The organism is Sphingobium sp. SA2, from assembly GCF_032227065.1.
GTDB lineage: Bacteria > Pseudomonadota > Alphaproteobacteria > Sphingomonadales > Sphingomonadaceae > Sphingobium.
The window spans coordinates 2,078,664-2,102,769 of sequence record NZ_JAPMXX010000006.1; the positions used below are offsets into that span (position 1 = coordinate 2,078,664).

Genomic DNA, 24,106 nt, shown 5'->3' on the forward strand with positions numbered 1-24,106 from the left:
AGGGCAGCGCGACCAAGGGGGCCGCGCTGCGGGTCGTTTTTAGATCTTGCCGACGAGGTCGAGCGAAGGGGCGAGGGTGGTTTCGCCTTCTTCCCACTTGGCGGGGCAGACTTCACCGGGATGGGCGGCGACGTACTGCGCAGCCTTCACCTTGCGGAGCAGTTCGGTCGCGTTGCGGCCGACGCCTTCCGAAGTGATTTCCATGAACTGGATCACGCCTTCGGGATCGACCAGGAAGGTCGCGCGGTCGGCAAGGCCAACGCCGGGGCGCATCACGTCGAAATTGTTGGTGATCTGGCCCGACTGGTCACCCAGCATGTAGTAGTTGATCTTGCCGATGGCGGGCGAGGTGTCGTGCCAGGCCTTGTGGCTGAAATGCGTGTCGGTCGAGACCGAATAGACTTCGACGTTCAGCGACTGCAGGGTCGGGTAGATGCCAGCCAGGTCTTCCAGTTCGGTGGGGCAGACAAAGGTGAAGTCGGCGGGGTAGAAGAAGAAGATCGCCCACTTGCCCTTCACGTCGGCATCGGTGACGTCGACGAACTTGCCTTCCTTATAGGCGGTCGCTGCGAACGGCTTGATGGTGGTGTTGATGAGAGCCATGGGCTGTCCAGTTCCTTATGTGGGTTGCTGTTGCCTGACCCATGTAGGGACGCAGGCGAGTCGAGGGAAATTGGTTTTCTCGGATGGGGTGAGTGAGAAAAGCGATCACAGCCGATCGGATTGATCGACCCACTCACCGCGCCATTGGCCCAGCGCCAGCATCATCGCGCGTTCGACCATGGCCTGCGCTTCTTGCGCCGAAAAGGTCGAGGGATCGAGGCAGAGTTCAAGCCAGAGGCCATCGACGAGTGCGGTCAGGCTGATCGCAGCAAGCCGGGCGCGGGCGGGCGGCATTTCCGGCACGGCGGCGAGCAGCAGGGTTTCAAGCTGGGCGCGGGTGGCGGCATAGACTTGCGCATGGACGGCGGCGATGGCGGGATCGCTTTTGACGAGGCTCCAAAAGGCGATCCAGGTGGCGAGCAGATCCGGGTCCAATATGGGCGCGCGGAAATTGGCCTGGAGGCAGGCGCGCAGCCGGTCGCGCGGATCATCGCCGGCCTCTTCCACCGCCTGGTCGAGCGCGGCGGATACGGTTGCGCCGACATCGAGATAGGTGGCGAGGATGAGCGCGTTGACGCCCTCGAAATAATGGGTGAGCAGGCCGGAGGATACGCCCGCCTGCGCGCAGATCGCGCGGACGGATGTTCCGCCGACGCCCTTTTCCGCCAGGCAGCGGGCGGTCGCCTCGATCAATGCCTGACGCCGGACGTCGGGCGTTTCCCGGACGAATTTCGCCCTGGGTCGTTGCATCATGCTGTTCGTCATATCGTCCCCCGATCTGCGTGTTTGGCGATAGACGGCGGCGCTGGCAAGGCGACGTCTTAGGCGCGGAGGGATCGAATGTGCCGTTTCGCGACTTGTTCGTCCCGATAGCCAAGGAGATCGACCGATGACCTGCCGCCTCTCGCCCCGCTTTGCGCTGCCGTTGCTGCTGGTTGGCGCGCTGCTGACCGGATGTGGTCCTGGTGCCGAGACGGACAATGTCGCCAATGCTACGGCCAATGCGCCGACGGTCGAGACGATCGAGGATAGCGATGCGATCAACGGCATGGATGGCCCGGCGGGTCGGTTGCCGACCGACGACTGGATCGGCCGCTGGACCGGGCCGGAGGGGCTGTTCCTCGACATTCAGCCCGCGCCCGATGGGAAGCCCGGCAGCTATGCGTTGACCAACAAGGATAATCTCGACCGGCAGGGTGATTATGCCGGCATGGCCGAGGGGGCGATGATCCGATTTACGCGCGATGGGAAGGAACTGACGATCCGGCCGGGCACGGGGGCGGAGACGGGGTTCAAATATCTCGCGGACAAGACCGACTGCCTGATCGTGGTGGCCGGGCAGGAGGGCTATTGCCGATAAGGCGAGATGTGGCGCGAGCGCGGACTCCGCGACCGCTGACGCCGCTTGTCGCGCAGCAGATGCCGCGCGTGGCGTATGTTTGTCGGCAGGTTGGACCTATATTCGTATAAAATCTCTGCTGCGCGCGATTGAAAAGGACTTGGCGGCCTTGCCTCTTGCCTCTATCGGCGCATGGCTCTAGGGCATTGCCTTAACGGTTATTCACAACCACCAACGATACCAGTCAAGAAGGACCACTCATGAGTGAGACCGCGGATCGCGTAAAGAAAATCGTCGTCGAGCATCTGGGCGTTGAAGCCGAAAAGGTGACCGAGGATGCCAGCTTCATCGACGATCTGGGCGCTGACAGCCTCGACATCGTTGAGCTGGTCATGGCGTTCGAAGAAGAATTCGGCGTCGAAATCCCCGACGATGCGGCCGAGAAGATCGCCACCGTCAAGGATGCCATCGATTATATCGACAGCAAGCAGTAAGGCGTTTCGCGGCCCGCAATAAGCGGGCCGCCTTTCGTGTTAGGAAATGGCTCCTCCTGTCCGGTAACCCCGGAGCGCGGGGAGCTTTTTCGTATCTGATGCAGCGTTTGCAGGCCGGATCGGCCAGACCTACATTGCGTCAAAGAGACTATTTCGGAGCAAATATATGCGTCGCGTCGTCGTAACCGGCCTTGGCATGGTCAGCCCGCTTGGCGGGGATGTGGAAACCACATGGAAGAACATCATCGCGTCCAAATCCGGCGCGGCGACCATCACGCGGTTCGACCCGACCGACTATAAGTGCCGCATCGCGTGCGAAGTGAAGCCCAAAGAGCATGAATATGGGTTCGACCCCTATTTGGAGGTGGATCACAAGATCCAGCGCCAGGTCGATCTGTTCATCGTCTTCGGCATCGCCGCCGCGAGCGAGGCGCTGCGCGACGCGGGCCTGCTGAACATGACCGAGGAGGAACGGTTCCGCGCCGGTTGCTCGATTGGTTCGGGCATCGGCGGCCTGCCTGGCATCGAGAGCGAATCGCTGGTGCTGGCGAACAAGGGACCGAGCCGGGTCAGCCCGCATTTCGTCCATGGCCGCCTGATCAACCTGATCTCTGGCCAGGTCAGCATCAAATATGGCCTGATGGGGCCGAACCATGCGGTCGTCACCGCTTGCTCGACCGGCGCCCATTCGATCGGCGACGCCGCGCGCATGATCGCGATGGACGATGCCGACGTCATGCTGGCAGGCGGCGCAGAGAGCGCGATCTGCCCGATCGGCATCGCCGGTTTCTCGCAGGCGCGGGCGCTCAGCACCAATTTCAACGACGATCCGACGCGCGCCAGCCGCCCTTATGACGTCAACCGCGACGGCTTCGTCATGGGCGAAGGCGCGGGCGTCGTCGTGCTGGAAGAATATGAGCGGGCGAAGGCGCGCGGCGCGAAAATCTATGCCGAAGTGCTGGGCTATGGCCTGTCGGGCGACGCCTATCATGTCACCGCGCCGCATCCGGAAGGCTCCGGCGCGTTCCGTTCGATGCAGATGGCGCTCAAGAAATCGGGCCTGAGCCTTGAAGATATCGACTATGTGAACGCGCATGGCACATCAACGCCGATGGGCGACGAGCTGGAACTGGGCGCGGTGCGTCGCCTGTTCGGCGATCAGATCGGCGCGATGTCGATGAGTTCGACCAAGTCGGCGATTGGCCATTTGCTGGGTGGCGCGGGCGCGGTGGAAAGCATCTTCTGCATCCTCGCCATGCGCGACCAGATCGTGCCGCCGACGCTGAACCTCGATGAACCGAGCGAAAGCTGCAAGGGCGTCGACCTCGTTCCCCATGTCGCCAAGCAGCGCAAGGTGCGCGCGGTGTTGAACAATTCGTTCGGCTTTGGCGGGACTAATGCGTCGCTCATCATGAAGGCGATCTGAGGACGAAACTCCTCCCCATGTAGGGGATCGGTGCGAAATGCGGATTGCTCACGAAGCATCGTCATTCCCGCGAAGGCGGGAACCCATCTCCCACCTTATCATCTTGATTTTAGGTCCGGAGATGGATCCCCGCCTTCGCGGGGATGACGGAAAAACCTGTGGGTGATGAATTTCGCAACAATCCCCTATAAGGAGAGGTGGTAGGGCGTAGCCCTGACGGAGGGGTGTCATGCTATCGTGAGGGCGACACCCCTCCACCGCCTTCGGCGGTCCCCTTCGGCAGAGTCACGTGCCTCTGCCGAACCTTACAGGGGAGGATCGGTGGAAGATTTGGCGGTCGTGGATATTCCTCTGGGGCGATGGTGATGATGGCAAGACGATCGAACCGGAATTCGAAGCAACGACTGGGCTGTATCGTCCTGCTGATCGGCCTGGCCGTTGCGGCCTTCATTGCCTTTCGCTTCGTGGCGGGCTGGACCGAACAGGGGCCGGCGGCCCAGGATGTCAGCGTGGTCGTGCGCGAAGGGTCTACGCTGTCCGATGCGGCGGTGTTGCTGAAACAGGCGGGTGCGGTGCGGTCGGCCGATGCTTTCCTGACGCGGGCCAAGATTTTCGGGGAGGGCACGCCCATCAAGGCGGGCGAGTTCGTCATCCCTGCCGGGGCCAGCAACAGCGATATCCTCTCCATCCTGCAGGGCGGCAAGACGCTGACGCGGTTGATCACCATTCCCGAAGGCATGCCCTCCATCCTGGTGCATGAGCGGTTGATGGCGAACGACCAGCTGACCGGCGATATTCCGGTGCCGGAGGAGGGGAGCGTGCTGCCCGACAGCTATGCCTTCGACAAGGGCGAGCCGCGTGCCGCCGTGTTGAAGCGCATGCAGGTGGCGATGGACGAGGCGCTGGCCAAATTATGGGCCGAACGCGCGCCCAATACGGTCGCCAAGACGCCCAAAGAGGCGATCATCCTGGCCAGCATCGTCGAGAAGGAAACCGCCGTTGCCGCCGAACGGCCGACGGTCGCGGGCGTCTATAGCAACCGGTTGCGCACCAATATGATGTTGCAGGCCGACCCGACCATCATCTACCCGATCACACGGGGCAAGCCGCTGGGTCGCCGCATCCGCAAGTCGGAGATTGCCGACGTCAACGACTATAATACTTATGCGATGGTCGGCCTGCCCAAGGGGCCGATCGCCAATCCGGGGCGGCTGTCGATCCTGGCGGTGCTGCATCCGGCCGAGACCAAGGCGCTCTATTTCGTCGCGGACGGGAAGGGCGGCCACATCTTCGCCGACACCTATCAGCAGCATAATGAAAATGTGCGCAAATGGTTCGAAATTCGGCGGTCGCGCGGCGAGCTTTGAGGCGAGACCGTTGATTGCGTCGCCGGGCGCGATTGCCGTCCGGCTTCCTCATCCCCATAAAGATAGTTGTGTATGGACCACCCCCACCTTGCAAGGCTTTTCAACAGATTTCGACGATTTCGGATCTTGCGGTCGTGTATCCGGCCTTGTTGTGCGGCATAACACGCCGCAGGCCCCTATGGTTTCCGCGGATCGACGGCCGGACAAATGGACGAACTCAAATTGGTTCGCATCATTTCAGTGACCTTTGTCGATCCCCGGTGATACCGGTTCGCCATACTCTGTCGTTGCCCTCGCAAGTCGGCACCATCACATCGGCGCCGAACTGGTTAGGCCGCCATCGGCAAAGGCGATGGACGGCGGTATACCTCATTCCTGGTCAACATGGCCCAGATCGAGCGAGCCGTCTTGTGAGCGACGGCTGTTGAGGCTACATTCACGGGCCTCCTGTCGACCAAAGCTTTAAGCCAGGGCCGAGGTGTCACGTCCTTGCGGAACGTTGTTCCTACAACGGCCCGAGCTCCATGGATCAAGAGCGTTCGGAGATATCGATCGCCGCCTTTGCTGATCCGACCAATCTTCTCTTTTCCCCCGCTCGCTCGAATCCGTGGCGTCAGGCCAAGCCAAGCTGCAAAATGACGGGAAGACTTGAACTGACTGCCATCGCCGACGGCTGCCACAATCGCTGTCGCCGTAATTGGGCCCACGCCCGGAGCAGTAGCCAGACGCTGGCTGTCCGGGTTTGATTTGTGCCAGGCGACGATCCGCTTCTCCATCTCGCCAAGCTTATCGGTTAATGTGTCGATGTGCCGGAAAAGACATCGCAACGCTTCTCGCGCTTCGTCCGGGACGACGGTCTTGTCCGAGGTTGCAAGACGCTCGCTCAATATCGCGAGCTGTCGCACGCCCTTGCCCGCGATAAGCCCGTATTCGCCCAGCAGTCCGCGCAGTGCATTGATCGTCGCCGTTCGCTGTCGGACCAACAGGCTGCGGACACGATGCAAAGCCAGAACCGCCTGTTGCTGCTTCGTCTTGATAGGAACAAACCGCATGTTCGGCTTGGCGACGGCCTCGCATATGGCCTCCGCGTCGGCGGCGTCCGTCTTGTTCCGCTTCACGTACGGCTTAACGTACTGAGGTGGAATGAGCTTGACCGTGTGGCCGATCTCCACAAGCAAGCGCGCCCAGTGATGCGCGCTAGAACACGCTTCCATTCCGACTAGGCACGGCGGCTGCTTTTTGAAGAAGGCCGCCATATCGGCCCGAGAGAGCTTTCGGCGAAGCACGGTTAAGCCGGCCTCATCTACACCGTGAACTTGGAAAACCGTTTTGGCCAGATCAAGGCCAATCGTAACAACTGACATCGCGCTTCCTCCACTTTAATGGCACCATATAATATGATCGTTTGCATGGGGGTGGTCCATGCCATCAAATGTGCGCAAATGGTTCGAAATTCGGCGGTCGCGCGGCGAGCTTTGAGGCGAGACCGTTGATTGCGTCGCCGGGCGCGATTGCCGTCCGGCTTCCTCATCCCCATAAAGATAGTTGCCGCCTGTGCGACAAGGCGGCCCTGATTGGGAGACGCACTGATGCTGGGAAGAACCGTACCGAATGTGACGCTCAAGACGCGCGTGCGCGATGAAAGCGTCGAGGGGCCAAACCCCTATCGCTGGCAGGATGTGCAGACCGGCGACTTGTTCGCGGGCAAGCGCGCCGTGGTGTTCTCGCTGCCTGGTGCCTTCACGCCGACCTGTTCGACCGAGCAATGCCCGGCGTTCGAGCGTTCTTACGATGATTTCAAGGCGGTCGGTATCGATGATGTCTATTGCATATCGGTCAACGATGCCTTCGTCATGTTCCAGTGGGGCAAGCAGCTGGGCCTCAAAAATGTGAAGCTGTTGCCCGATGGGTCGGGGGATTTTACTCGGCGGATGGGCATGCTCATCAAGAAGAATCATCTCGGCTTTGGCGACCGTAGCTGGCGCTATGCGATGGTGGTCGAAGACGGTAAGATTATCGCCTGGTTCGAGGAACCGGGGATCAACGATAACGGCGACGATGAAGACCCCTATGGCGAAACCCAGCCCGAACCCGTGCTGGAATGGCTGAAGGCGCATCCGGCTGGTTGAGGCTGCCCCACTGGCCCCCATCATCGTCAGCGCGCTGATGGGGGCGGCGGACTTCGCCTGGGCGGACGGGCTGCGCCGGGCACATTTTCCGCCTGAGCGCAATGTTTTGGCCGCGCATATCACGCTGTTCCATCATCTGCCGCCTTCCGTACTGGGGGAGGTGGGGGATCGACTCAAGGCCTTGTGTCGCGGACCGGCACCGGCTGCGCGGTTGAGCGAGGTCATGATGCTGGGGCGGGGGGTGGCCTATCGCATCGACAGCCCGGAACTGTCGGCGATGCGCGATGAACTGGCGGAGGCGTTTACGGGGCTGTTGACGCCGCAGGACCAGGCGCGACCCCGGCTGCATGTGACGGTGCAGAACAAGGTTGCGCCGGCGCAAGCGAAGGCGCTGGCGGAGCAGTTGCGTGCGGACTTTGTGCCACGCCCCTTCGCGATCGCCGGGCTGGCGGCGTGGCATTATCGCGGGGGGCCGTGGGAATTGGCGATGAAGGCGAGTTTTCGGGGGTAGGTATATGTTTCCGTTCGCCCTGAGCTTGTCGAAGGGCCGCTCTTCTTAAGTAGAAGAAAAGGGCTTCGACAGGCTCAGCCCGAACGGATTTTTACTTTATGCCAGCCCGACTTCCTTCAACGGCACGCTGGCATCGGCCAGTTGCGTCTGGTCAAGCGCTGCGCCGGACAGGACATGGGCGCGGCCCTGGACATAATCCTTGACCATATTGACGCAGTCGAGCGCGATGACTTTGCCGCCTTTGAGATAGACGACGGAGAAGCTGCGCGTCGCTGGGTCGCCGCGGGTGATCGCTTGATCGAAGCCGGTGGAGAGGCCCACGGTCTGGAGCTTGAGATCATATTGGTTCGACCAGAACCAGGGCACGGCATTATAGGCTTCTTCCTTGCCCAATATGTGCGCCACCGCGACCTTGGCCTGATCATTGGCGTTCTGGACCGATTCCAGCCGCATCTGCGCGCCACCGGCGAAGCGGTTGGCATGGGCAGCGCAATCGCCCACGGCATAGATGTCGGGCAGGCTGGTGCGGCAATATTCATCGACATCGACGCCATTGCCGCCCGCCGCGCCCGCCGCGATCAGCGGGCCGGTTTCAGGAATGATGCCGATGCCGACGATCACCATGTCGGTCTCGATCCGTTCGCCATCTTCCATCAAGACGGCGGTCGCCTTGCCGTCGACCACTTCGATGCAATCCATCCGCGCGCCGGTGCGCAGGTCGACGCCATGGGCGCGATGTTCGGCTTCGTAGAAGCGCGACAATTGTTCGCCCGCGACCCGCGCCAGCACGCGGTCGAGCGCTTCGAGCAGCACGACGGTCTTGCCGAATTTGGTCAGCACGGCGGCGGCTTCCAGGCCGATATAGCCGCCACCGATGATGGTGACGTGGCGGATGCTGTCGAGCTTTGCCATCATCGCATCGACATCGTCGCGGCGGCGCACGGCATGGACGTTGGCGGCATCCGCGCCGTTGCAGGTAAGCATGCGGGGGGTGCCGCCGGTACACCAGATCAGCTTGCCATAGCCGATTTCTTCGCCACCCACCGTCACGAACTTGCCGACCGGATCGACGCTCTTCACGCGGCGGCCCAGCAGCATGTCGATATTGCGCTCACCCCAGAAGGTGGCTGGACGGATCAGGATGCGGTCGAAACTCTTGTCGCCTGCGAAATATTCCTTGGACAAGGGCGGGCGCTCATAGGGCGGGTCCTTTTCGTCGCCGATCATCGCGACGCTGCCCTCGAACCCGTGCTGGCGCAGCGAAATCGCCGCCTGCGCCCCGGCATGGCCCGCACCCACGATCAGAACATCATAATAGCTCATCGGCCCGCAATCCTCTTTATCCCTTTGCGCTGCTGATAGGCGGGGTGTGGCAAGGGGTGCAAGGGGGATGTGCGAATCCGGGGGGATGGCGACAGCCGCCCCCACGATGTTCGATCAGGGCACGGCCGCTCCGCCACGGGTTACGCTGCCCTGTCAGGCTTCGGCCCAGCGGCGCAGCAAATTATGGTAGACGCCGGTGAGCCTGATGACCTCGCCATGATCATGGCCCAATGCTGCTGCCACGCCCTGAACGCTGCGATCGAGGTCGAACAGCATTTGCCTTGGCCCATCGTCCCGGATCATCGACTGGACCCAGAAAAAGCTCGCGACCCTACGCCCCTGCGTAACCGGCTCCACGCGGTGCAGGGAGGATGACGGGTACAGCACGGCGTGACCCGCTGGCAGTTTTACTTGCTGCACCCCGAAATTGGTTTCGATCGTCAGTTCGCCGCCGTCATAGGCGTCGGGTGCCTCCAGAAACACGGTGACCGAGAGATCCGATCGCACCCGAACGCCAGTGCCCGCCTGTATACGCACGGCGTTATCGACATGTACGCCAAAGGCCTGTCCGCCTTCGTAGCTGTTGAAGAGCGGCGGAAAAATCTTGAGCGGCAGCCCAGCGGCGATGAACAGGGACGACCGGCCCAGCGCGTCGAGAATGATCTGCCCCGCCGAAATGGCGGCGGGCGCGTCTTCTGGCAATTGCAGATTGCGCTTGGCCAGCGCGGATTGATGGCCCGATGTGACATTGCCATCGACCCAGGTCGTTGGGTCGATCAGCGCGCGAATGGCGGCGATGCCCGGTGCATCGAGCAGGTCAGGAATAGCGATCAGCATGGAATTAAAGGGCTTCCGTTAATCAGGATCGGGTCGCAGGACGAAGGGGATTTCGACAAGGCCCCGCACCCGCATCGGTTGACCATCACGCAGCGTAGGTTTCCAGCGCCAGTGCTTCACGGCATCGCGTGCGGCGTTGTCGAGCCGGGAAAAGCCGCTGCTTTGGCTGACCATGATCGTTTCGACCGTCCCATCGACCCCCAGGATCAACTGGAGGACGACCGTGCCCTGCTCGCGCTTGCGGCGGCTTTCGATCGGATAGCGTGGCGGTTTGCCCGACACCATCTGCGTCCCGATATCGCCACCCTGAATGAGGCTGGGCGGGGCGGGGGGCACGGCGGTCGGCGCCGCCGGGGCAGCGGCGGCCACAATAGTCGGTGCGGGGATGGAAACGGCCTGTGCCACGGGGGACGTCTCAACAGCCTGGGGCAGGGGCACGGGCGTCTGCACGATCGGCGGCGGGGCGATGACCTCAGGTGCCGATGGCTGCGGTGGCGCGGCCGAGGCAGCGGGAGGCGGGGGTGGCGGCGGCGCCAGGTTTACGACAGTCAGTTTCGCGTCCTGTACGCGCATCACATGGCTGCGCACCTGTATCAGCATGCCGATCAACAGGGCGTGGACCAGAATGATGACCATAATCGCCGGAATATTGGGCCGCTTGCGGATACCATAGTGATCGCGGGCGGTGGCGTATATCGTCGGCGAACCGGGCGGGGCCGATAGCACCGGAGCACAGTTGGCGAATGTAGCACTGTCATCGTCCGTCATGGGTCGAATTGCAGTGTGAAGCATGGCAGCGCCCCCTTTCCATCCGTTGCTCGGTCTTGAATAGGGCAATGACTAATGCGAATCAATCGCGACGTTGGCCTGGTGCGATAGCGGGCGGACGGCGACCTGAGGAGAGGGTAGATCGCCGTCCGTCCTTCCCCGACCGGGACAGTGTCGGGGTATGCGGGATCAGAGCTGGTAGTTGAGGCTGAACACAGCCGATCGGGTCGGTGCGGGTTGCGCCCAGCTACCGCCGACGGCATTGCGCACCGTCGTCACATATTTCTCGTTCGTGAAATTCTGAACATTGACCTGCGCCTTGAGCCGATCCGTGATCGGATAGTTCACCATGAGCCGGTGAATGGTATAGCTTGGTACGGAATAGCCGACATAAGTGCCCGCCGTCAGTTGGGCCAATGTCGGTTGATTGAGCAGGAATTTACCCTGGTAGGTCAGCCCATAGCCCAGTTCCAGACCGAAATCGAAGCGGTAGGTGGTGAACAGGCTGCCGGAATGTTTGGGTGTATTCGTCAGTGCATAGCCCGCCGTCGGATCGATAAATGCCGCGCTGTTGGCGCATGTTCCCGCTGTCGTATCGGTCGCACCGGGATTGGCCAGGCAGAAATCGGACACACCCTGTTTGATCTCGCTCTTGAGATACATATAATTGGCCGAAATGGTCCAATTACTGGTGATGTTGCCCGATGCGCCGAGCGAAATCCCCTCGACCCGCTGGTGGCCATCGGTCGCCTGGTCCGGCAAGGTCGGGTCGCCCGACACGACCTTGATCTGGTCGCGATCGTTGCGGAAAATGGCGGCGGTCAACAAGAGCTTGGCATCGAACAAATCGGCCTTGGCACCGATCTCATAATTTTTGGTGGTCTCCGGCTCAACATTGCAGGTCAGCGCGGAGCAGGAGCCGTCGACCGACACTTTCGAGGGCAGTTTGGAGTTGCCATAGGCAACATAAAGGCTGGTGTTGGCCGTCGGTTTCACGACGGCACCGATCCGATAGGAAAACAGATTGTCGTTCACTCGGAACGGGCCGGTAACCGTATTGATAGCGCCGAGATTGGCTGCACCTGGCGTTGTCACATAGCTGAACGAACGGTTGAAGCCCTCGGCCTTTTCGTACCGGACGCCGCCGTTGATCTCGAAAAAGTCGCTAAATTTGATGGCGTCGAACAGATAGGCGGCATAGCTGGTCTGCTCGCCGACATTATTGCTGGCGAGGGTGAAGTTGACCGGGCCGGTATAGATATTGCTGCCATAGGTGTAGCCTGCTGGACCTGCGACGACTTCGCCGGGATTGGATATACTGACGAGCGGAAAGGCGGGGGTGGAGCCGTCGGCATTGCGCGGCAATGTGCCCTGCTTCTGGCGATATTGCTCCCACATGGCCGATGCGCCCACCACCAGGCTGTGGGTAATCCCGGCGGTTTCGAAATCGGCACTGATGTCGAACTGATTATAGGCGGTTTTGTTGGAGATGAGCCGTTGTACGCCACGTCCACCGGTGGGTAGATAATAGCCTGCGGGAACGCTGGTGGTGACGCCTCCGCTCGTCACGGTGCAGGGCGCGCTGGCACCGTTGATATCCATCGGCTGCAAATTGGTGGACAGGCAGAATGTCCCGTTGGGTTGGCTGGTAACGGTATTCTGCTGGATATTTTCATAACGCGTGAGGTTGCGGATCTCCAACTTATCGCTGAATGCATGGCTGAAAATGGTTTGCAGGCTATTGGTCTTGCTGTCCTGCCGGTCGAGATTGGCAAAGCCATAATAGCCGCTGCGGTCGAATTCTTCGAGAAATCCGCCATTATTGGCATAATAGCGAAGGCCATATTGCGGCATCGCCTTGTCATCCAGATGCTCGGCCTGAATGGTCAGGCTGGTTGGACCGTCGATGCCGATGGTGATGGCGGGCGCGATGCCCCAGCGCTTATAATCTTCGACATCGCGGCCGGGCACGTCATTTTCATGATAGACTGCGTTGATCCGCACCGCGATCAGGTCGTTCAGTCGCTTGTTCGTGTCCACGGTCGCTCGGTAATAATTGTCCGTGCCGATACCTGCGCTGAGCATCGTCTGATCATCCGCCAGCGGCCGCTTGGTCACCAGATTGATCGTGCCGGCAACAGAACCACCGCCGTTCATGACCGAATTGGCACCGTTGGTCACTTCGACCTGCTCGATATTGTAGACTTCGTTGCGGTTGAGGAAGGCACCCGATCGCACACCGTCGATGGTCACGTCATTCTTTGCATCCTGGCCGCGCAAGATGATCCGATCGCCATAGCCAAACCCGCCTTCACCCGCGCCGAACGTGATGCCCGGTACGGTCGAAAGAACATCGCGCAGCGTCAGGAGATTTTGCTGCTGGATCGTTGCTTTGCCGATGACCGTGATGGTTTGCGGCGTGTCGAGCAGGGGACGCACATATTTGGGCGATTCCGCCTGTTCGACTTTGACTGCTGATTCGTCGATGACCGTGTCGGTGACGGTCATGCCGCCCAGCCGCTGGCCCGATGTGGCCTCTTGTGCCTGTGCGGCAGTGGCGAAGGCCATTGCGCCGACGCAGGACAAGGCCAGGAATGATGGTGTGGATGTGGTGTTGGACATGGAATGTTTCCCCCTGACTGCTGATCGGGGAATTATTGAGAACGTTTCGCAGAGTCAATGCTATTGCGAATAATTATCTATCAAGATGCGCGGCTGGTGCAGGCGCGGAAACATATGACCGATATAGTGAAGGAGGCGCAGTCGCTATCGAGATGGCCTATGCATATGAAGGCGGGCTTATGGTGGGGCGGCGGAGGCGATCAAGCAGGGTAGGCCAGTTGCCGATCGCTATGCTCGCGCGACGTGCAGGCGCTATTTGTCCGTCGTCCTGCAGTCACCGCAGGACGACCCAGGCTGATTCATGTGATGCCGCGCATCGGCTTGATTACTGGATCTACGAGGCATGACGATGGGGCATATGCTTCGCCTGCGGACAGGCGTGATACCCAATCGTTAGAGTTCGCTGTCCATCAGCTTGGGGAAGAAGCCTTCATGCGCGGCCCGCAGGTCGGTGAGAGAGACACTTCCGAAGATCTGACCGCCGCCACAATCCCCGATGCAAATCGTGTCGCCGCCAGTGAGAGCGAAGGCTCTTATTGAGAGACCCGCCGATTCTGCAAGTTCGATAAGCCGGTAATCTCCAGGATCGGCAACAGTGACGAGATAACGGCCTTGGTTTTCGCCGAACATCTGCGGTGTGATAGGTTTGGTCCAGTCGGGATTAACATCGGCACCGATGCCCGATGCTAAACTCATCTCGGTCAAGGCCACAAGAGGGCCGCCATCGGAAACATCGTGAACGGCGGTAACAAGTCCTTGAGCGACGGCCTTTTGAATCAGTTCGCCCGCCTTCCGCTCTGCGGCCAAATCAACGGACGGCGGCGTGCCGTCCTCGCGCTGGCAAATCTCACGTAGCCAAATGGACTGACCAAGATGATCGGCACTACCGCCCAATAGCCACACCTGCTCTCCCTCATTCTTGAATGCCACCGTCGCCATAGCATCCACATCGGCCAGCAAGCCAATCCCGCCGATCGCAGGCGTCGGCAGGATCGCGCTCCCGCCGCCGGTCGCCTTGCTCTCATTATACAGCGACACGTTGCCCGATACGATCGGGAAGTCCAAGGCGCGGCAGGCGTCGCCCATGCCGTCCAGACAACCCGTCAATTGCGCCATGATTTCGGGGCGCTGCGGGTTGGCGAAGTTGAGGCAGTTGGTCACGGCCAGCGGCGTCGCGCCGACCGCGCTCAGGTTGCGATAGCATTCGGCGATCGCCTGCTTGCCGCCTTCATAGGGGTCGGCATAGCAATAGCGCGGGGTGCAATCGGTGCTGATCGCGATGCCCTTGTTGCTGCCATGGACGCGCACGACGGCTGCGTCGCCGCCGGGGCGCTGGACGGTGTCGGCCCCGACCATATGGTCATATTGTTCCCAGATCCAGCGGCGGCTGGCGATGTCGGGGCTGCCCATCAGTTTGAGCAGGTCCGCGCCGATGTCGGTGCTTTCTGGGATGTCGCCGAGCGGCTTGACGCCCGACCAGGCCTTATAGTCGTCCATCGGCATCGACGGACGATCATAGAGCGGCGCGTCGTCGGCCAGCGGGGCCAGCGGAATGTCGCACACGGTTTCGCCATGATGGACAAGGACCATGCGGCCGCTGTCGGTGACTTCGCCGATGATCGCGAAATCCAGTTCCCATTTGTGGAAAATGGCTTCGGCAAAGGCTTCGCGGCCGGGCTTCAACACCATCAACATGCGCTCCTGCGATTCGGAGAGCATCATTTCATAGGCGGTCATGCCGGTTTCGCGCTGCGGCACGGCGTCCATGTTGAGAAGCAGGCCAACGCCGCCCTTCGACGCCATTTCGACGCTGGACGAAGTGAGGCCCGCCGCGCCCATATCCTGAATCGCGACGATCGCGTCCGACGCCATCAGTTCCAGGCACGCCTCGATCAGCAGCTTTTCGGTGAAGGGATCGCCGACCTGCACGGTGGGGCGCTTGGCGTCGGCATCGTCGCCGAAATCGGCGCTCGCCATGGTCGCGCCATGGATGCCGTCGCGGCCGGTCTTGGAGCCGACATAGACGATGGAGTTGCCCACGCCCGACGCGGCGCTGTAGAAAATCTTGTCGGTGTCGGCGATGCCCACGGTCATGGCGTTGACCAGGATATTGCCGTCATAGGCGGGGTGGAAATTCACCTCGCCGCCCACGGTCGGCACGCCCACGCAATTGCCATAGCCGCCAATGCCGCGGACCACGCCTGAGATCAGGTGGCGCATCTTGGGATGATCGGGCCGCCCGAAGCGCAGCGCGTTCATATTGGCGATCGGCCGCGCCCCCATGGTGAACACGTCGCGCAGGATGCCGCCGACGCCCGTAGCCGCGCCCTGATAGGGTTCGATGTAGGACGGGTGGTTGTGACTCTCCATCTTGAAGATCGCCGCTTGCCCGTCGCCAATGTCCACGACGCCGGCATTTTCGCCGGGGCCGCAAATCACCTGCGGGCCAGTGGTCGGCAGCTTCATCAGGTGGATCTTGGAGGATTTATACGAGCAATGCTCCGACCACATGACCGAGAATATGCCGAGTTCCGTCAGGTTCGGCTCGCGGCCGATCGCCTTCAAGACGCGGTCATATTCTTCCGGGCTGAGGCCATGTTCGGCGACGATTTCCGGGGTGATCTGGGTGGCGGTGCTGGACATGCCGCGCCTTTAGCGGCCGCGTGGGCGGAGAGCAATGGCGGCGTGCATGCTTTGGTGGACATGCATCGATCGGGCGGGAGAAACGGGATAAGAGGTAGGCGCGCCTCTCCCGCGCTTGCCTGCTGCCATTGCGCGCAGAGGCGCAGAGAAGTCAGGGGCGTGTCGGCTTTCTCTGGATGGCGAGAAATGGTGGGAAGCGGACGTCAGTCGCCGACCGGCTGAACCTCCGCGTGCGCAAGCCCGACGCTCCGCAATAGGGCGAGCGCCCGCTCAGAGGCTATCAATCGCAGGTCGCTCGCCATGCCGAAGTCGTCGACCTCGGGCTTACCTGCGACGATCATCCACCAGAATGATGGTAGTGCCTTGTCACCGTATAGATCGATGAAAAGGTCGGATCGGGTCACCTCTACGTCGGAGAAACTCACACCGGTTAGGGCAGCATCCTCAATCAGTTGCCGAGCGGCGTCGGTAACGATGAAGCATGCGACTGTTTCGAGCAGGGCATCGCCTAACCAGCCGTCAAACTGGTAGTTCAACTTGGCCACAACGAGCCTACCGTCCTCACGGTGAAGCTCAGAGTTTGGACCTATGCCGCCCGCAACTTCCGGTTCGAGATAGAAGAACATCGGACCTCCCTCCGCAGCGTCTAATGCGTTTCTAGGGCGTCCGCTATTGGGGCGAAACCCGCCAATGCGCGGACAAGAAAAAGGCCGGACCGTTAGGGGCGGTCCGGCCTGGAAATGGTTGAAAGGATCAGGCCGCCTTAAACGTGGCAGGCCTGCGCGCTCTTGCCAGGGACGGTGATGGTGACATTGTCGCCCGAACCGTCGATGGTGTAGCCGCCCTCGGCGGTGAAGGGCTGACCGGCTTCGGCCGCCTTCAGCGTGGTGGCTGCGCCGCCCTTTTCGGTGCGCAGCAGCGCGGTCTTGTCGTCGCTCATATAATCGACGAACAGCAAGCTGTTGTCCTTGCAGCGGAACTGCTTGTTGGCCTTGACCGACGGCGGCAGCTCGACGGGCGCGGCATTGGCGAGTTCCGCAGCCATCGGGTCGGCGGGGCCGCCCACGACTTCGGGTTCGTCATTCTGGTTGCAGGCGGACAGCAAGCCAAGGCTCGCGGCGGCGATCAGGGTGATATAAGATTTCATAGCGATCCTTTTATGTGCGTGTGCAGCATGATGCGTCAACGCAAAACTGCGCTATTCCCGCCATGCGCTTGATATGACGTCATGCCGCAGTGCAGTCAGTGGGGTGTCCGAACCATAAGGCATATGCCCGATTGTCCGCTGCGGGCTTGACCGGGCGGGCGGTGGCGGTCAATGCATGGCCATGGCCACCGACAGCAGCACGCAAGCCCCGGACCCCACCCAGCTTTCGTTCGAGGATGCGTTACGCGCCCTCGAATCGATCGTGCGCAGGCTCGAAAGCGGCGATGTGCCGCTCGATGAGTCGATCTCGCTCTATGCGCAAGGGGAGGCGTTGCGCAAACGCTGTGCCGACCGGCTGCAGGCCGCCGAAGCGCGGATCGCCAAGCTGACGGTCGATGCCAATGGCGCGGTGACCGGCGCGCAGCCGTTCGGCGCGGACTAAGCGGCATGGGGGGGGATGTTTCGTCGGCGGCGTTGCTGACCAGCCGTTCGCGCGATGTTGCGGCGCGGATCGATCATGCGTTCGACCTGCTCTTGCCCGTGCCCGACGATGCGCGCGCGCGCCTCTATGAAGCGATGCGCCATGCGGCGATCGGCGGCGGCAAACGGCTGCGGCCCCTGCTGGTCGAAGCGACCTGCGACCTGTTCAATATCGCGCGCGAATCGGCGCTGCGGGTCGGCCTGGCGGTCGAGTGCATCCATGTCTATTCGCTGATCCATGACGATCTGCCCGCGATGGACGATGACGATATGCGCCGCGGCAAGCCGACCGTCCACAAGGCCTTTGACGAAGCCAGCGCGATCCTGGCGGGCGATTGCCTGCACGATGTCGCCTTCGAAATCCTGGCCGATGAACAGACTCATGCCGACCCGTTCGTGCGGATCGACCTGGTGAGGGCGCTCGCGCTGGCGAGCGGCCCGGCGGGCATGGCGGGCGGGCAGATGATGGACCTGGAGGCGGAAAAATCGCGCTTCGACCTGGCCACCGTCACGCGCCTGCAAAATCTCAAGACCGGCGCGCTGATCGCCTTCTGCGTCGAGGCGGCGGCGATCATGGCGCGCATCCCGGTGGACGCGCGCACCAGCCTGCATGGCTATGCCCGCGACATTGGCCTCGCTTTCCAGATCGCCGACGATCTGCTGGATGTCGAGGGCGACGCGGACCTGGCCGGCAAGGCGCTGGGCAAGGATGCGGCGGCGGGCAAGGAAACCTTCGTGTCGCTGCTCGGCGTCGATCGCGCTCGGGCGCAGGCGCATATGCTGGTCGATCAGGCCAAGGCGCATCTGCACGGCTATGGCGCGGAGGCCGACCTGTTGCGCGCCATCGCCGACTATATCATCGAAAGGGATCGCTAAGCCCCATGAGCAAGCAGCGTATCGGCGTCTATCCCGGCACCTTCGATCCCATCACCCTGGGGCATATGGACATCATCCGGCGCGGCGCGAAGCTGGTCGACAAGCTGGTGATCGGGGTTACGACCAACATCGCCAAATCGCCCATGTTCTCCGACGAAGAGCGGCTGGACATGGTGCGGCGCGAATGTGCGGGCATCGACGCTGACATCGTCGTCATCGGTTTCAATTCGCTGCTGATGGACTTTGCCGAATCGCAGGGGGCGAGCGTCATCGTGCGCGGCCTGCGCGCCGTCGCCGACTTCGAATATGAATATCAGATGGCGGGCATGAACCAGCAGATCAACGCGCGCGTCGAAACCGTGTTCCTGATGGCGGATGTCTGCCTGCAACCGATCGCCTCGCGCCTGGTCAAGGAGATCGCGCTGTACGGCGGCCCGATCCACAAATTCGTCAGTCCCGCCGTGCGCGACGAAGTCGTGGCGCGGGTCGAAAAGATGGGCCGCAAGGGCGGGGTATAATGTGTTGAAGAGCCGCACCGGCCCGCACCCCCACCCGACCTTCCACAGTATATCCTGAATGGGAGGCCGGGTGGGGGTGCGGGCCGGTGCGGACAAAATCCGCTCTTTCGCGGATTTTCCAACCGACTCTCCCTCGCTCAGCTTGCGTTCAGTTGCCAATCGCGATCAGCGCGCTATCAGGGCGGCTTGGCCCTATGCCCATAAGATCAAGGAAGTCTGCTTCATGCGTTTCACCTGCGCGCTCAAGACCATGGCGATCGGTGTCGCCCTCGCAACCTCCGGCTTTGCCTATGCGCAGGGTGCGCCCGGTGGCGGCGGGGGTGACGAAGCGAAGCGGGCCGAGGCCGCCGTGCGCGCGCAGGACAATGCCAAGTCGCTGGAAACCGACCTGACCCCCAAGCTGCCGCCCGCGACCGTGCCCGCCGATCCGCAGAATATCTGGGATCTGGACCTGTCGACCGGCGGCCGCGTCCGCATCCAGCTGCGCCCCGACATCGCGCCTGCGCATGTCGAGCGGATCAAGGAATTGACGCGCCAGGGCTTCTATAATGGCCTGAAATTCCACCGCGTCATCCCCGGCTTCATGGCGCAGGGCGGCGACCCCAAGGGCGACGGCACCGGCGGATCGCAGCTCCCCGACCTCAAGGCCGAATTCAACCCGATGCCGCATTTGCGCGGCACGCTTTCGATGGCGCGCGCGCAGAGCGAGGACAGCGCCAACAGCCAGTTCTTCATCGTCCTGCTGCCCCGGATGCAGCTCGACAAGAAATATACCGTCTTCGGCCGCGTGATCGAAGGCATGCAATATGTCGATTCGATCGCGCAGGGCGAACCGCCCGCCAATCCCAGCACGATCCTGCAGGCCTCGATCGAAAGCGATGGCAAGCCGCCGGTAACGACGCCGATGCCCGGCATGGCTGCACCCGCCGCGCCGTCGATCACCGCGCCTGCACCGGAACAATAATAGGCCACAGCTTTCCGTTCGCTTCGAGCGAAGTCGAGAAGCAGCTGGCGCAGGCGTGAACCTGTCTGGACGGCCCTCGACACGAACGGTCACTGGCTTGATCAGACGAAACAGATAGACCGATGCGCGTAGACCTGTTCGACTTCGACCTCCCACCGGAAAATATCGCGCTGCGCCCCGCCAGCCCGCGCGATGCCGCGCGGCTGTTGCTGGTGCCGGGGGCAGGGGACTTCGCCGACCTCACGGTGCGCGACTTGCCGGGCTTGCTGCGTGCGGGCGACGTCCTGGTCTTCAACGATACCCGCGTCATCCCTGCCCAGTTGGAAGGGACGCGTGGCGAAGCGCGGATCGGCGCGACGCTGCACAAGCGCCTGGGCCTGCGCCAATGGCAGGCCTTTCTGCGCAATGCCAAGCGGGTGCGCGATGGCGACCGGATCGACTTCGGCGCAGGCGTCACCGCGATCGCCGGGCCGCGCGACGAAGATGGCGGCGTGACGCTGGACTTCGAAGGCACCGAGCCAGTGGAAGTGCTGCTGGAACGGGCCGGCCGCATGCCCTTGCCCCCCTATATCGCCAGCAAGCGCCCGACCGACGAACGCGACGTCAGCGATTATCAGACCATGTTCGCGCGCGAGGATGGCGCCGTCGCCGCCCCCACCGCCGCGCTGCATTTCACGCCGGACCTGATAGCGGCGCTGGCGCAGACTGGGGTGCTGACGGAAACGCTGACGCTGCATGTCGGCGCGGGCACCTTCCTGCCGGTCAAGGCCGACGATACCGACGACCATCGCATGCATGCCGAATGGGGCCGCATCGAACCGGCCACCGCCGACCGGCTGAACGCCGCGCGCGCGGCGGGCGGTCGCCTGATCGCGGTCGGCACGACGTCGCTGCGCCTGCTGGAAAGCGCGGCGAGCGAAGACGGCATCATCCATCCCTTTGCCGACGAAACCCGCATTTTCATCACCCCCGGCTACCGCTTCCGCGCGATCGACGGGCTGATGACGAATTTCCACCTGCCCAAATCAACCCTGTTCATGCTGGTCTCGGCGCTGATGGGCCGCGACCGGATGCAGGCCGCCTATGCCCATGCCATCGGCAGCGGTTATCGTTTCTATAGCTATGGCGATTCGAGTTTGCTGTTGCCCGCTGGGTAAGGGGCATAATTCAAAATATGTCCCAGACCGCTGATCGGTAGCCCAGTCGCTTGCGGTCCGCCGCGCTCCACTGATTGCGATGAAACATCAGGTCGAAGGCTGTGTTGCCCGCCGTATCCGCGCGCAGGGTTTCGGTCGCGCGCTGGAGTTTATGGATGACATGCGCGTCGGGCACATAATAGATTTTCTTGCCGGTAAACGTCCGCATCAAGTCGCAATAGGCCCGGTCGGAGCGGTAGTGGCGGCCGAATTCAGCGTCCAGCGGCCCTATGCTCTCAATGACCGGACGCCGGATATAGGCCGCGAAAAAGGGGGCATAATGGAGTTCGACCGGCCCACCATCATGATAGACATCAACCCGCAGGATGTTTCGATGATGGGCAGAAAGGTTGACGTCGGCCGCATAGGCAGGATTGGCATAGGGCGCATGTTGTTGCACCGTCTTGGTGCCCGGCGGCAGAATCTGGCGCGGCACCGTGATGCCCGCGTCAGCCAGGGCGAAGGCCGCTTGCTGCAAAGCCTGCACTGATCCTGGCTGCACGATGGCATCATTGTTCAGCAGCAAAATGTCGGCGTCGGCGCGCGCAATGGCAATGCCTTGGTTGACGGCATAGCTGAAGCCGTAATTCTCGTTATTTTCGATCAGTCGCAACTGCCCCGCATCCCGGCGTTGGCGCAGCCGATCAACAACATCCTGATCCGATCCGTTGTCGACGACGATGATCTCCAACTGGCCCTTCCAATCGCGCGCGCAGAGCGCATCCAGGCACTGATTGATATCCTCCGATGATTGCCAGTTGGGAATGATGACGCTGACGGGATGGTGAAGGTCGCTCAGATCTTGCTCGGCAAGGCGGGCCGCCATGCGATCTTGGAATTCGCGTCTTAATAATGTCATGTCATTGGGGCGATCATGGACGCGCGTGACCTGATTTTCCGCGCGATCGAAATGATAATGGGTCAACAGGACGGGAACGGTCCACAAATTCGCTTTGTCCATGATGCGCAGGATGAAATCGAAATCGACATAGCGGATCAACTGTTCGTTCAGTCCACCGATGTCGGCGACGAGGCTAAGGCGATGGGCAAGCGAGTTGAGATCAATATAATTATTATTTTCCACCAGTGCCTTGTTCAAATGACCGTATCGAGCGGCAAAGGGCTCCTTGTCATTACCGCGAAACAGGAATTGGCCCGTGGCGATCGCGTCGGCTTCGGGCAGTTCCACGAAGGCACCGACGGTAGCGGCAAGATACCGATCGTCCCACATATTATCGCTGTCGAGATAGGCAATGATCTGCCCGTCGGACAATGTCACACCGATATTGCGCGCTTTGCACTGCCCGCCATTGCGTGACAAAGGAATGAGGCGGATGCGGGGGTCGTCTATGCCGCGAATGACGGCGACGCTGTCATCCTCGCTGCCGTCATCGATGATGATCAGCTCAAAATTGCGATATTGCTGGGACAAGATCGACTGGATCGCTTCGCCTAGAATGTCGGCACGATTATAGATCGGCATGATCACTGACACGAGCGGCGGCTGTTCAAGCGCCAGCGCCTGTCGGGCGAGGTGATCGGCGATATTCTCCATCACGGCGAAACAGCGCTTGTCCTCATCCATGAAGGGCACGGGAATCATCGGCTGGATCATCGAGCAGCGGAGAAATTCGTCAAAATTCCTGTAGGCTCGTATTGGCCGTTCCCATCGACAACTGCGGGTCGTGACCAACTGGCCCGTGGCGGCGTCGATCAGCGCGATGTCATGCGTGCTACCGTCGACCAGGTTGCGCGGGACATTGACGTGAAAGGCGTGCCGTCCTTCATTGATGTCATTATCCTTCAAGTCCTGGCGAAAGACCGAGGCGATGACGCGGATTTCGATATTTTCACAGCGCAGGATGACATCGCGCGGGCAGGGGTCATCTGGCGCGGCGAGCCAGCCTCTTATCACGGCCGCGCGGGGATGGAGATCAAGGCTCCCCTGCAACGGTCTGGGGCGTGCCCGTGACCTGGCGATGGCCAGCGTCGCAAGGGTCTGTTTGATCGATACGACCTCCCTTGGCAGGTCATGGGGGAAAGCGGTTTCAACGGCGAGGCGAGGGGAAAAGCCGCACGTGTCGCTCAATAATATCTGGCCGCCCATGATCGTCGCCACCATGCCGAACATGCGTTCGAGTGCATGCGCCGGCAGGCCATCATCAGTATAGGATGCTTCTTCAAAATCGATTGGACATTGCGCGATGGCATCCAGGATGGAGCGCCGGAACCAGAAGCAGGATCCAGCGATAAAGCCCCAATCCTCCTTTCGAAAATCAAAATCATTCAATATCGACCCAAATAAATTTTCAATATTAGGTCCATTTTTGAACAAGTTCTTGGGGCCGTAAAGATATAAGTGTCGCGATCCGGCAATCAGTATGTTCGGAAAATTCCTAAAATATTCGATGATATGTCCGACATGATGGCTCGAAGATGAAACGCCCTGCAACAGTGTTTTTCGCCATTCTTCTGGTTCTTTCAGACCCTTCTTGGAATGTATTTTGCACAGGAAATCATATTTGGAGAGATCGACCATAGTGCGCAGTTGCAACAGGGCACCGAAATCCTGCCCTATATTTTTTACCGGGAATAATCGCGCATGGGGGAAGGATCGCTCGATATAGGACCGTTGCGCTGAATCGATGTCGTTTGAAAATGTAACGAATTGATCGGTATCGTCAGGAAAAAAATCGACATGTCGTCGTATTTCTTCGACTGTATCGATATGCCATATATGCAATATCAGCGCATTATCGGACATGATATGATCAGAGTTTCCAATTCCTGGCCCAGAATAGTTACGTTCGCCTTGTTGAAACATCGGACTTCCGTAGATGGGATGACAGAATTGGTGGTAGGC

General features: G+C 61.1%; 22 protein-coding genes. 11 read left to right on the forward strand and 11 right to left on the reverse strand.

All coding sequences use genetic code 11. The annotated features are described in order from the left end of the window. Nucleotides 1-39: 39 nt before the first annotated feature. Both ahpC and betI read right to left on the reverse strand, forming a co-directional pair. Nucleotides 40-603: an alkyl hydroperoxide reductase subunit C gene (ahpC, locus tag OVY48_RS17840; RefSeq protein WP_069066515.1), complete on the reverse strand. Its 564-nt coding sequence runs from the start codon at nucleotides 601-603 to the stop codon at nucleotides 40-42. A 105-nt stretch (nucleotides 604-708) separates the two neighbouring features. After that, nucleotides 709-1,356 carry a transcriptional regulator BetI gene (betI, locus tag OVY48_RS17845; protein ID WP_313923817.1) on the reverse strand — a complete coding sequence of 216 codons (648 nt, stop codon included), beginning with the start codon at nucleotides 1,354-1,356 and terminating at the stop codon, nucleotides 709-711. A 136-nt stretch (nucleotides 1,357-1,492) separates the two neighbouring features. Here betI and OVY48_RS17850 point away from each other — a divergent pair, with 136 nt between their 5' ends. The 4 genes from OVY48_RS17850 to mltG all read left to right on the forward strand — a co-directional run bounded on the left by OVY48_RS17850 (nucleotide 1,493) and on the right by mltG (nucleotide 5,229). Beyond that, nucleotides 1,493-1,963, forward strand: a complete 471-nt coding sequence (locus tag OVY48_RS17850) for a hypothetical protein (protein WP_313923818.1) — start codon at nucleotides 1,493-1,495, stop codon at nucleotides 1,961-1,963. A 239-nt stretch (nucleotides 1,964-2,202) separates the two neighbouring features. Continuing rightward, a complete protein-coding gene (locus OVY48_RS17855; protein ID WP_007689016.1) occupies nucleotides 2,203-2,436 on the forward strand; it encodes an acyl carrier protein in 234 nt (77 codons plus the stop codon). A gap of 166 nt (nucleotides 2,437-2,602) precedes the next feature. Beyond that, nucleotides 2,603-3,862 (forward strand): beta-ketoacyl-ACP synthase II, encoded by a 1,260-nt coding sequence (gene fabF / locus OVY48_RS17860; RefSeq protein WP_313923826.1) that lies wholly within the window; start codon nucleotides 2,603-2,605, stop codon nucleotides 3,860-3,862. Nucleotides 3,863-4,227: 365 nt separating this feature from the next. After that, nucleotides 4,228-5,229 (forward strand): endolytic transglycosylase MltG, encoded by a 1,002-nt coding sequence (gene mltG / locus OVY48_RS17865; protein ID WP_313923827.1) that lies wholly within the window; start codon nucleotides 4,228-4,230, stop codon nucleotides 5,227-5,229. A 329-nt stretch (nucleotides 5,230-5,558) separates the two neighbouring features. Here the strand turns inward: mltG and OVY48_RS17870 are convergent, their stop codons facing one another. Further along, entirely contained in the window at nucleotides 5,559-6,593 is a 1,035-nt protein-coding gene (locus tag OVY48_RS17870) for an IS110 family transposase (RefSeq protein WP_107126479.1), read from the reverse strand. 225 nt (nucleotides 6,594-6,818) lie between these two features. Here OVY48_RS17870 and OVY48_RS17875 point away from each other — a divergent pair, with 225 nt between their 5' ends. Together OVY48_RS17875 and OVY48_RS17880 are read left to right on the forward strand one after the other, a co-directional pair. After that, on the forward strand, nucleotides 6,819-7,358 hold the full coding sequence (locus OVY48_RS17875) for a peroxiredoxin (protein WP_069066519.1): 540 nt from the start codon (nucleotides 6,819-6,821) through the stop codon (nucleotides 7,356-7,358). Nucleotides 7,359-7,395: 37 nt separating this feature from the next. After that, nucleotides 7,396-7,869, forward strand: coding sequence for a 2'-5' RNA ligase family protein (locus OVY48_RS17880; protein ID WP_313923829.1), 474 nt, complete (start codon nucleotides 7,396-7,398; stop codon nucleotides 7,867-7,869). Between the two features lie 96 nt (nucleotides 7,870-7,965). On the opposite strand, the gene OVY48_RS17885 is transcribed toward OVY48_RS17880, so the two are convergent. From OVY48_RS17885 to OVY48_RS17915, 7 genes are all read right to left on the reverse strand, one after another. Beyond that, nucleotides 7,966-9,192, reverse strand: a complete 1,227-nt coding sequence (locus OVY48_RS17885; RefSeq protein WP_313923831.1) for an FAD/NAD(P)-binding oxidoreductase — start codon at nucleotides 9,190-9,192, stop codon at nucleotides 7,966-7,968. Nucleotides 9,193-9,345: 153 nt separating this feature from the next. Then, entirely contained in the window at nucleotides 9,346-10,029 is a 684-nt protein-coding gene (locus OVY48_RS17890) for a Fe2+-dependent dioxygenase (RefSeq protein WP_313923832.1), read from the reverse strand. A gap of 18 nt (nucleotides 10,030-10,047) precedes the next feature. Beyond that, nucleotides 10,048-10,821, reverse strand: coding sequence for an energy transducer TonB (locus tag OVY48_RS17895; RefSeq protein WP_313923833.1), 774 nt, complete (start codon nucleotides 10,819-10,821; stop codon nucleotides 10,048-10,050). Nucleotides 10,822-10,986: 165 nt separating this feature from the next. Next, complete coding sequence (locus OVY48_RS17900; RefSeq protein WP_313923834.1) at nucleotides 10,987-13,419, reverse strand: TonB-dependent receptor; 2,433 nt, start codon at nucleotides 13,417-13,419, stop codon at nucleotides 10,987-10,989. Between the two features lie 393 nt (nucleotides 13,420-13,812). Further along, a complete protein-coding gene (gene purL / locus OVY48_RS17905) occupies nucleotides 13,813-16,062 on the reverse strand; it encodes a phosphoribosylformylglycinamidine synthase subunit PurL (RefSeq protein WP_313923835.1) in 2,250 nt (749 codons plus the stop codon). 203 nt (nucleotides 16,063-16,265) lie between these two features. Beyond that, the gene (locus OVY48_RS17910; protein WP_313923836.1) at nucleotides 16,266-16,688 is read right to left on the reverse strand and encodes a hypothetical protein; all 423 of its coding nucleotides are present in this window, start codon (nucleotides 16,686-16,688) and stop codon (nucleotides 16,266-16,268) included. Between the two features lie 137 nt (nucleotides 16,689-16,825). After that, the gene (locus OVY48_RS17915; RefSeq protein ID WP_037476478.1) at nucleotides 16,826-17,209 is read right to left on the reverse strand and encodes a hypothetical protein; all 384 of its coding nucleotides are present in this window, start codon (nucleotides 17,207-17,209) and stop codon (nucleotides 16,826-16,828) included. Between the two features lie 181 nt (nucleotides 17,210-17,390). On the opposite strand from OVY48_RS17915, the gene OVY48_RS17920 reads away from it, so the two are divergent. From OVY48_RS17920 to queA, 5 genes are all read left to right on the forward strand, one after another. Further along, complete coding sequence (locus tag OVY48_RS17920) at nucleotides 17,391-17,651, forward strand: exodeoxyribonuclease VII small subunit (protein ID WP_037476479.1); 261 nt, start codon at nucleotides 17,391-17,393, stop codon at nucleotides 17,649-17,651. 5 nt (nucleotides 17,652-17,656) lie between these two features. Next, the gene (locus OVY48_RS17925) at nucleotides 17,657-18,565 is read left to right on the forward strand and encodes a farnesyl diphosphate synthase (protein WP_313923837.1); all 909 of its coding nucleotides are present in this window, start codon (nucleotides 17,657-17,659) and stop codon (nucleotides 18,563-18,565) included. Nucleotides 18,566-18,570: 5 nt separating this feature from the next. Then, nucleotides 18,571-19,083, forward strand: a complete 513-nt coding sequence (gene coaD, locus OVY48_RS17930) for a pantetheine-phosphate adenylyltransferase (protein WP_313923838.1) — start codon at nucleotides 18,571-18,573, stop codon at nucleotides 19,081-19,083. Nucleotides 19,084-19,306: 223 nt separating this feature from the next. Beyond that, complete coding sequence (locus OVY48_RS17935) at nucleotides 19,307-20,047, forward strand: peptidylprolyl isomerase (protein WP_069066529.1); 741 nt, start codon at nucleotides 19,307-19,309, stop codon at nucleotides 20,045-20,047. A 122-nt stretch (nucleotides 20,048-20,169) separates the two neighbouring features. Beyond that, nucleotides 20,170-21,204 (forward strand): tRNA preQ1(34) S-adenosylmethionine ribosyltransferase-isomerase QueA, encoded by a 1,035-nt coding sequence (queA, locus tag OVY48_RS17940; protein ID WP_313923839.1) that lies wholly within the window; start codon nucleotides 20,170-20,172, stop codon nucleotides 21,202-21,204. A gap of 10 nt (nucleotides 21,205-21,214) precedes the next feature. On the opposite strand, the gene OVY48_RS17945 is transcribed toward queA, so the two are convergent. Continuing rightward, a complete protein-coding gene (locus OVY48_RS17945; protein ID WP_313923840.1) occupies nucleotides 21,215-24,067 on the reverse strand; it encodes a glycosyltransferase in 2,853 nt (950 codons plus the stop codon). Nucleotides 24,068-24,106 lie beyond the last annotated feature (39 nt).

Coding starts and splice junctions, on each gene's coding strand:
- ahpC (WP_069066515.1), bottom strand. CDS start 603: ATGGCTCTCATCAACACCACCATCAAGCCGTTCGCAGCGACCGCCTAT.
- betI (WP_313923817.1), bottom strand. CDS start 1,356: ATGATGCAACGACCCAGGGCGAAATTCGTCCGGGAAACGCCCGACGTC.
- OVY48_RS17850 (WP_313923818.1), top strand. CDS start 1,493: ATGACCTGCCGCCTCTCGCCCCGCTTTGCGCTGCCGTTGCTGCTGGTT.
- OVY48_RS17855 (WP_007689016.1), top strand. CDS start 2,203: ATGAGTGAGACCGCGGATCGCGTAAAGAAAATCGTCGTCGAGCATCTG.
- fabF (WP_313923826.1), top strand. CDS start 2,603: ATGCGTCGCGTCGTCGTAACCGGCCTTGGCATGGTCAGCCCGCTTGGC.
- mltG (WP_313923827.1), top strand. CDS start 4,228: ATGATGGCAAGACGATCGAACCGGAATTCGAAGCAACGACTGGGCTGT.
- OVY48_RS17870 (WP_107126479.1), bottom strand. CDS start 6,593: ATGTCAGTTGTTACGATTGGCCTTGATCTGGCCAAAACGGTTTTCCAA.
- OVY48_RS17875 (WP_069066519.1), top strand. CDS start 6,819: ATGCTGGGAAGAACCGTACCGAATGTGACGCTCAAGACGCGCGTGCGC.
- OVY48_RS17880 (WP_313923829.1), top strand. CDS start 7,396: ATGGGGGCGGCGGACTTCGCCTGGGCGGACGGGCTGCGCCGGGCACAT.
- OVY48_RS17885 (WP_313923831.1), bottom strand. CDS start 9,192: ATGAGCTATTATGATGTTCTGATCGTGGGTGCGGGCCATGCCGGGGCG.
- OVY48_RS17890 (WP_313923832.1), bottom strand. CDS start 10,029: ATGCTGATCGCTATTCCTGACCTGCTCGATGCACCGGGCATCGCCGCC.
- OVY48_RS17895 (WP_313923833.1), bottom strand. CDS start 10,821: ATGCTTCACACTGCAATTCGACCCATGACGGACGATGACAGTGCTACA.
- OVY48_RS17900 (WP_313923834.1), bottom strand. CDS start 13,419: ATGTCCAACACCACATCCACACCATCATTCCTGGCCTTGTCCTGCGTC.
- purL (WP_313923835.1), bottom strand. CDS start 16,062: ATGTCCAGCACCGCCACCCAGATCACCCCGGAAATCGTCGCCGAACAT.
- OVY48_RS17910 (WP_313923836.1), bottom strand. CDS start 16,688: ATGTTCTTCTATCTCGAACCGGAAGTTGCGGGCGGCATAGGTCCAAAC.
- OVY48_RS17915 (WP_037476478.1), bottom strand. CDS start 17,209: ATGAAATCTTATATCACCCTGATCGCCGCCGCGAGCCTTGGCTTGCTG.
- OVY48_RS17920 (WP_037476479.1), top strand. CDS start 17,391: ATGGCCACCGACAGCAGCACGCAAGCCCCGGACCCCACCCAGCTTTCG.
- OVY48_RS17925 (WP_313923837.1), top strand. CDS start 17,657: ATGGGGGGGGATGTTTCGTCGGCGGCGTTGCTGACCAGCCGTTCGCGC.
- coaD (WP_313923838.1), top strand. CDS start 18,571: ATGAGCAAGCAGCGTATCGGCGTCTATCCCGGCACCTTCGATCCCATC.
- OVY48_RS17935 (WP_069066529.1), top strand. CDS start 19,307: ATGCGTTTCACCTGCGCGCTCAAGACCATGGCGATCGGTGTCGCCCTC.
- queA (WP_313923839.1), top strand. CDS start 20,170: ATGCGCGTAGACCTGTTCGACTTCGACCTCCCACCGGAAAATATCGCG.
- OVY48_RS17945 (WP_313923840.1), bottom strand. CDS start 24,067: ATGTTTCAACAAGGCGAACGTAACTATTCTGGGCCAGGAATTGGAAAC.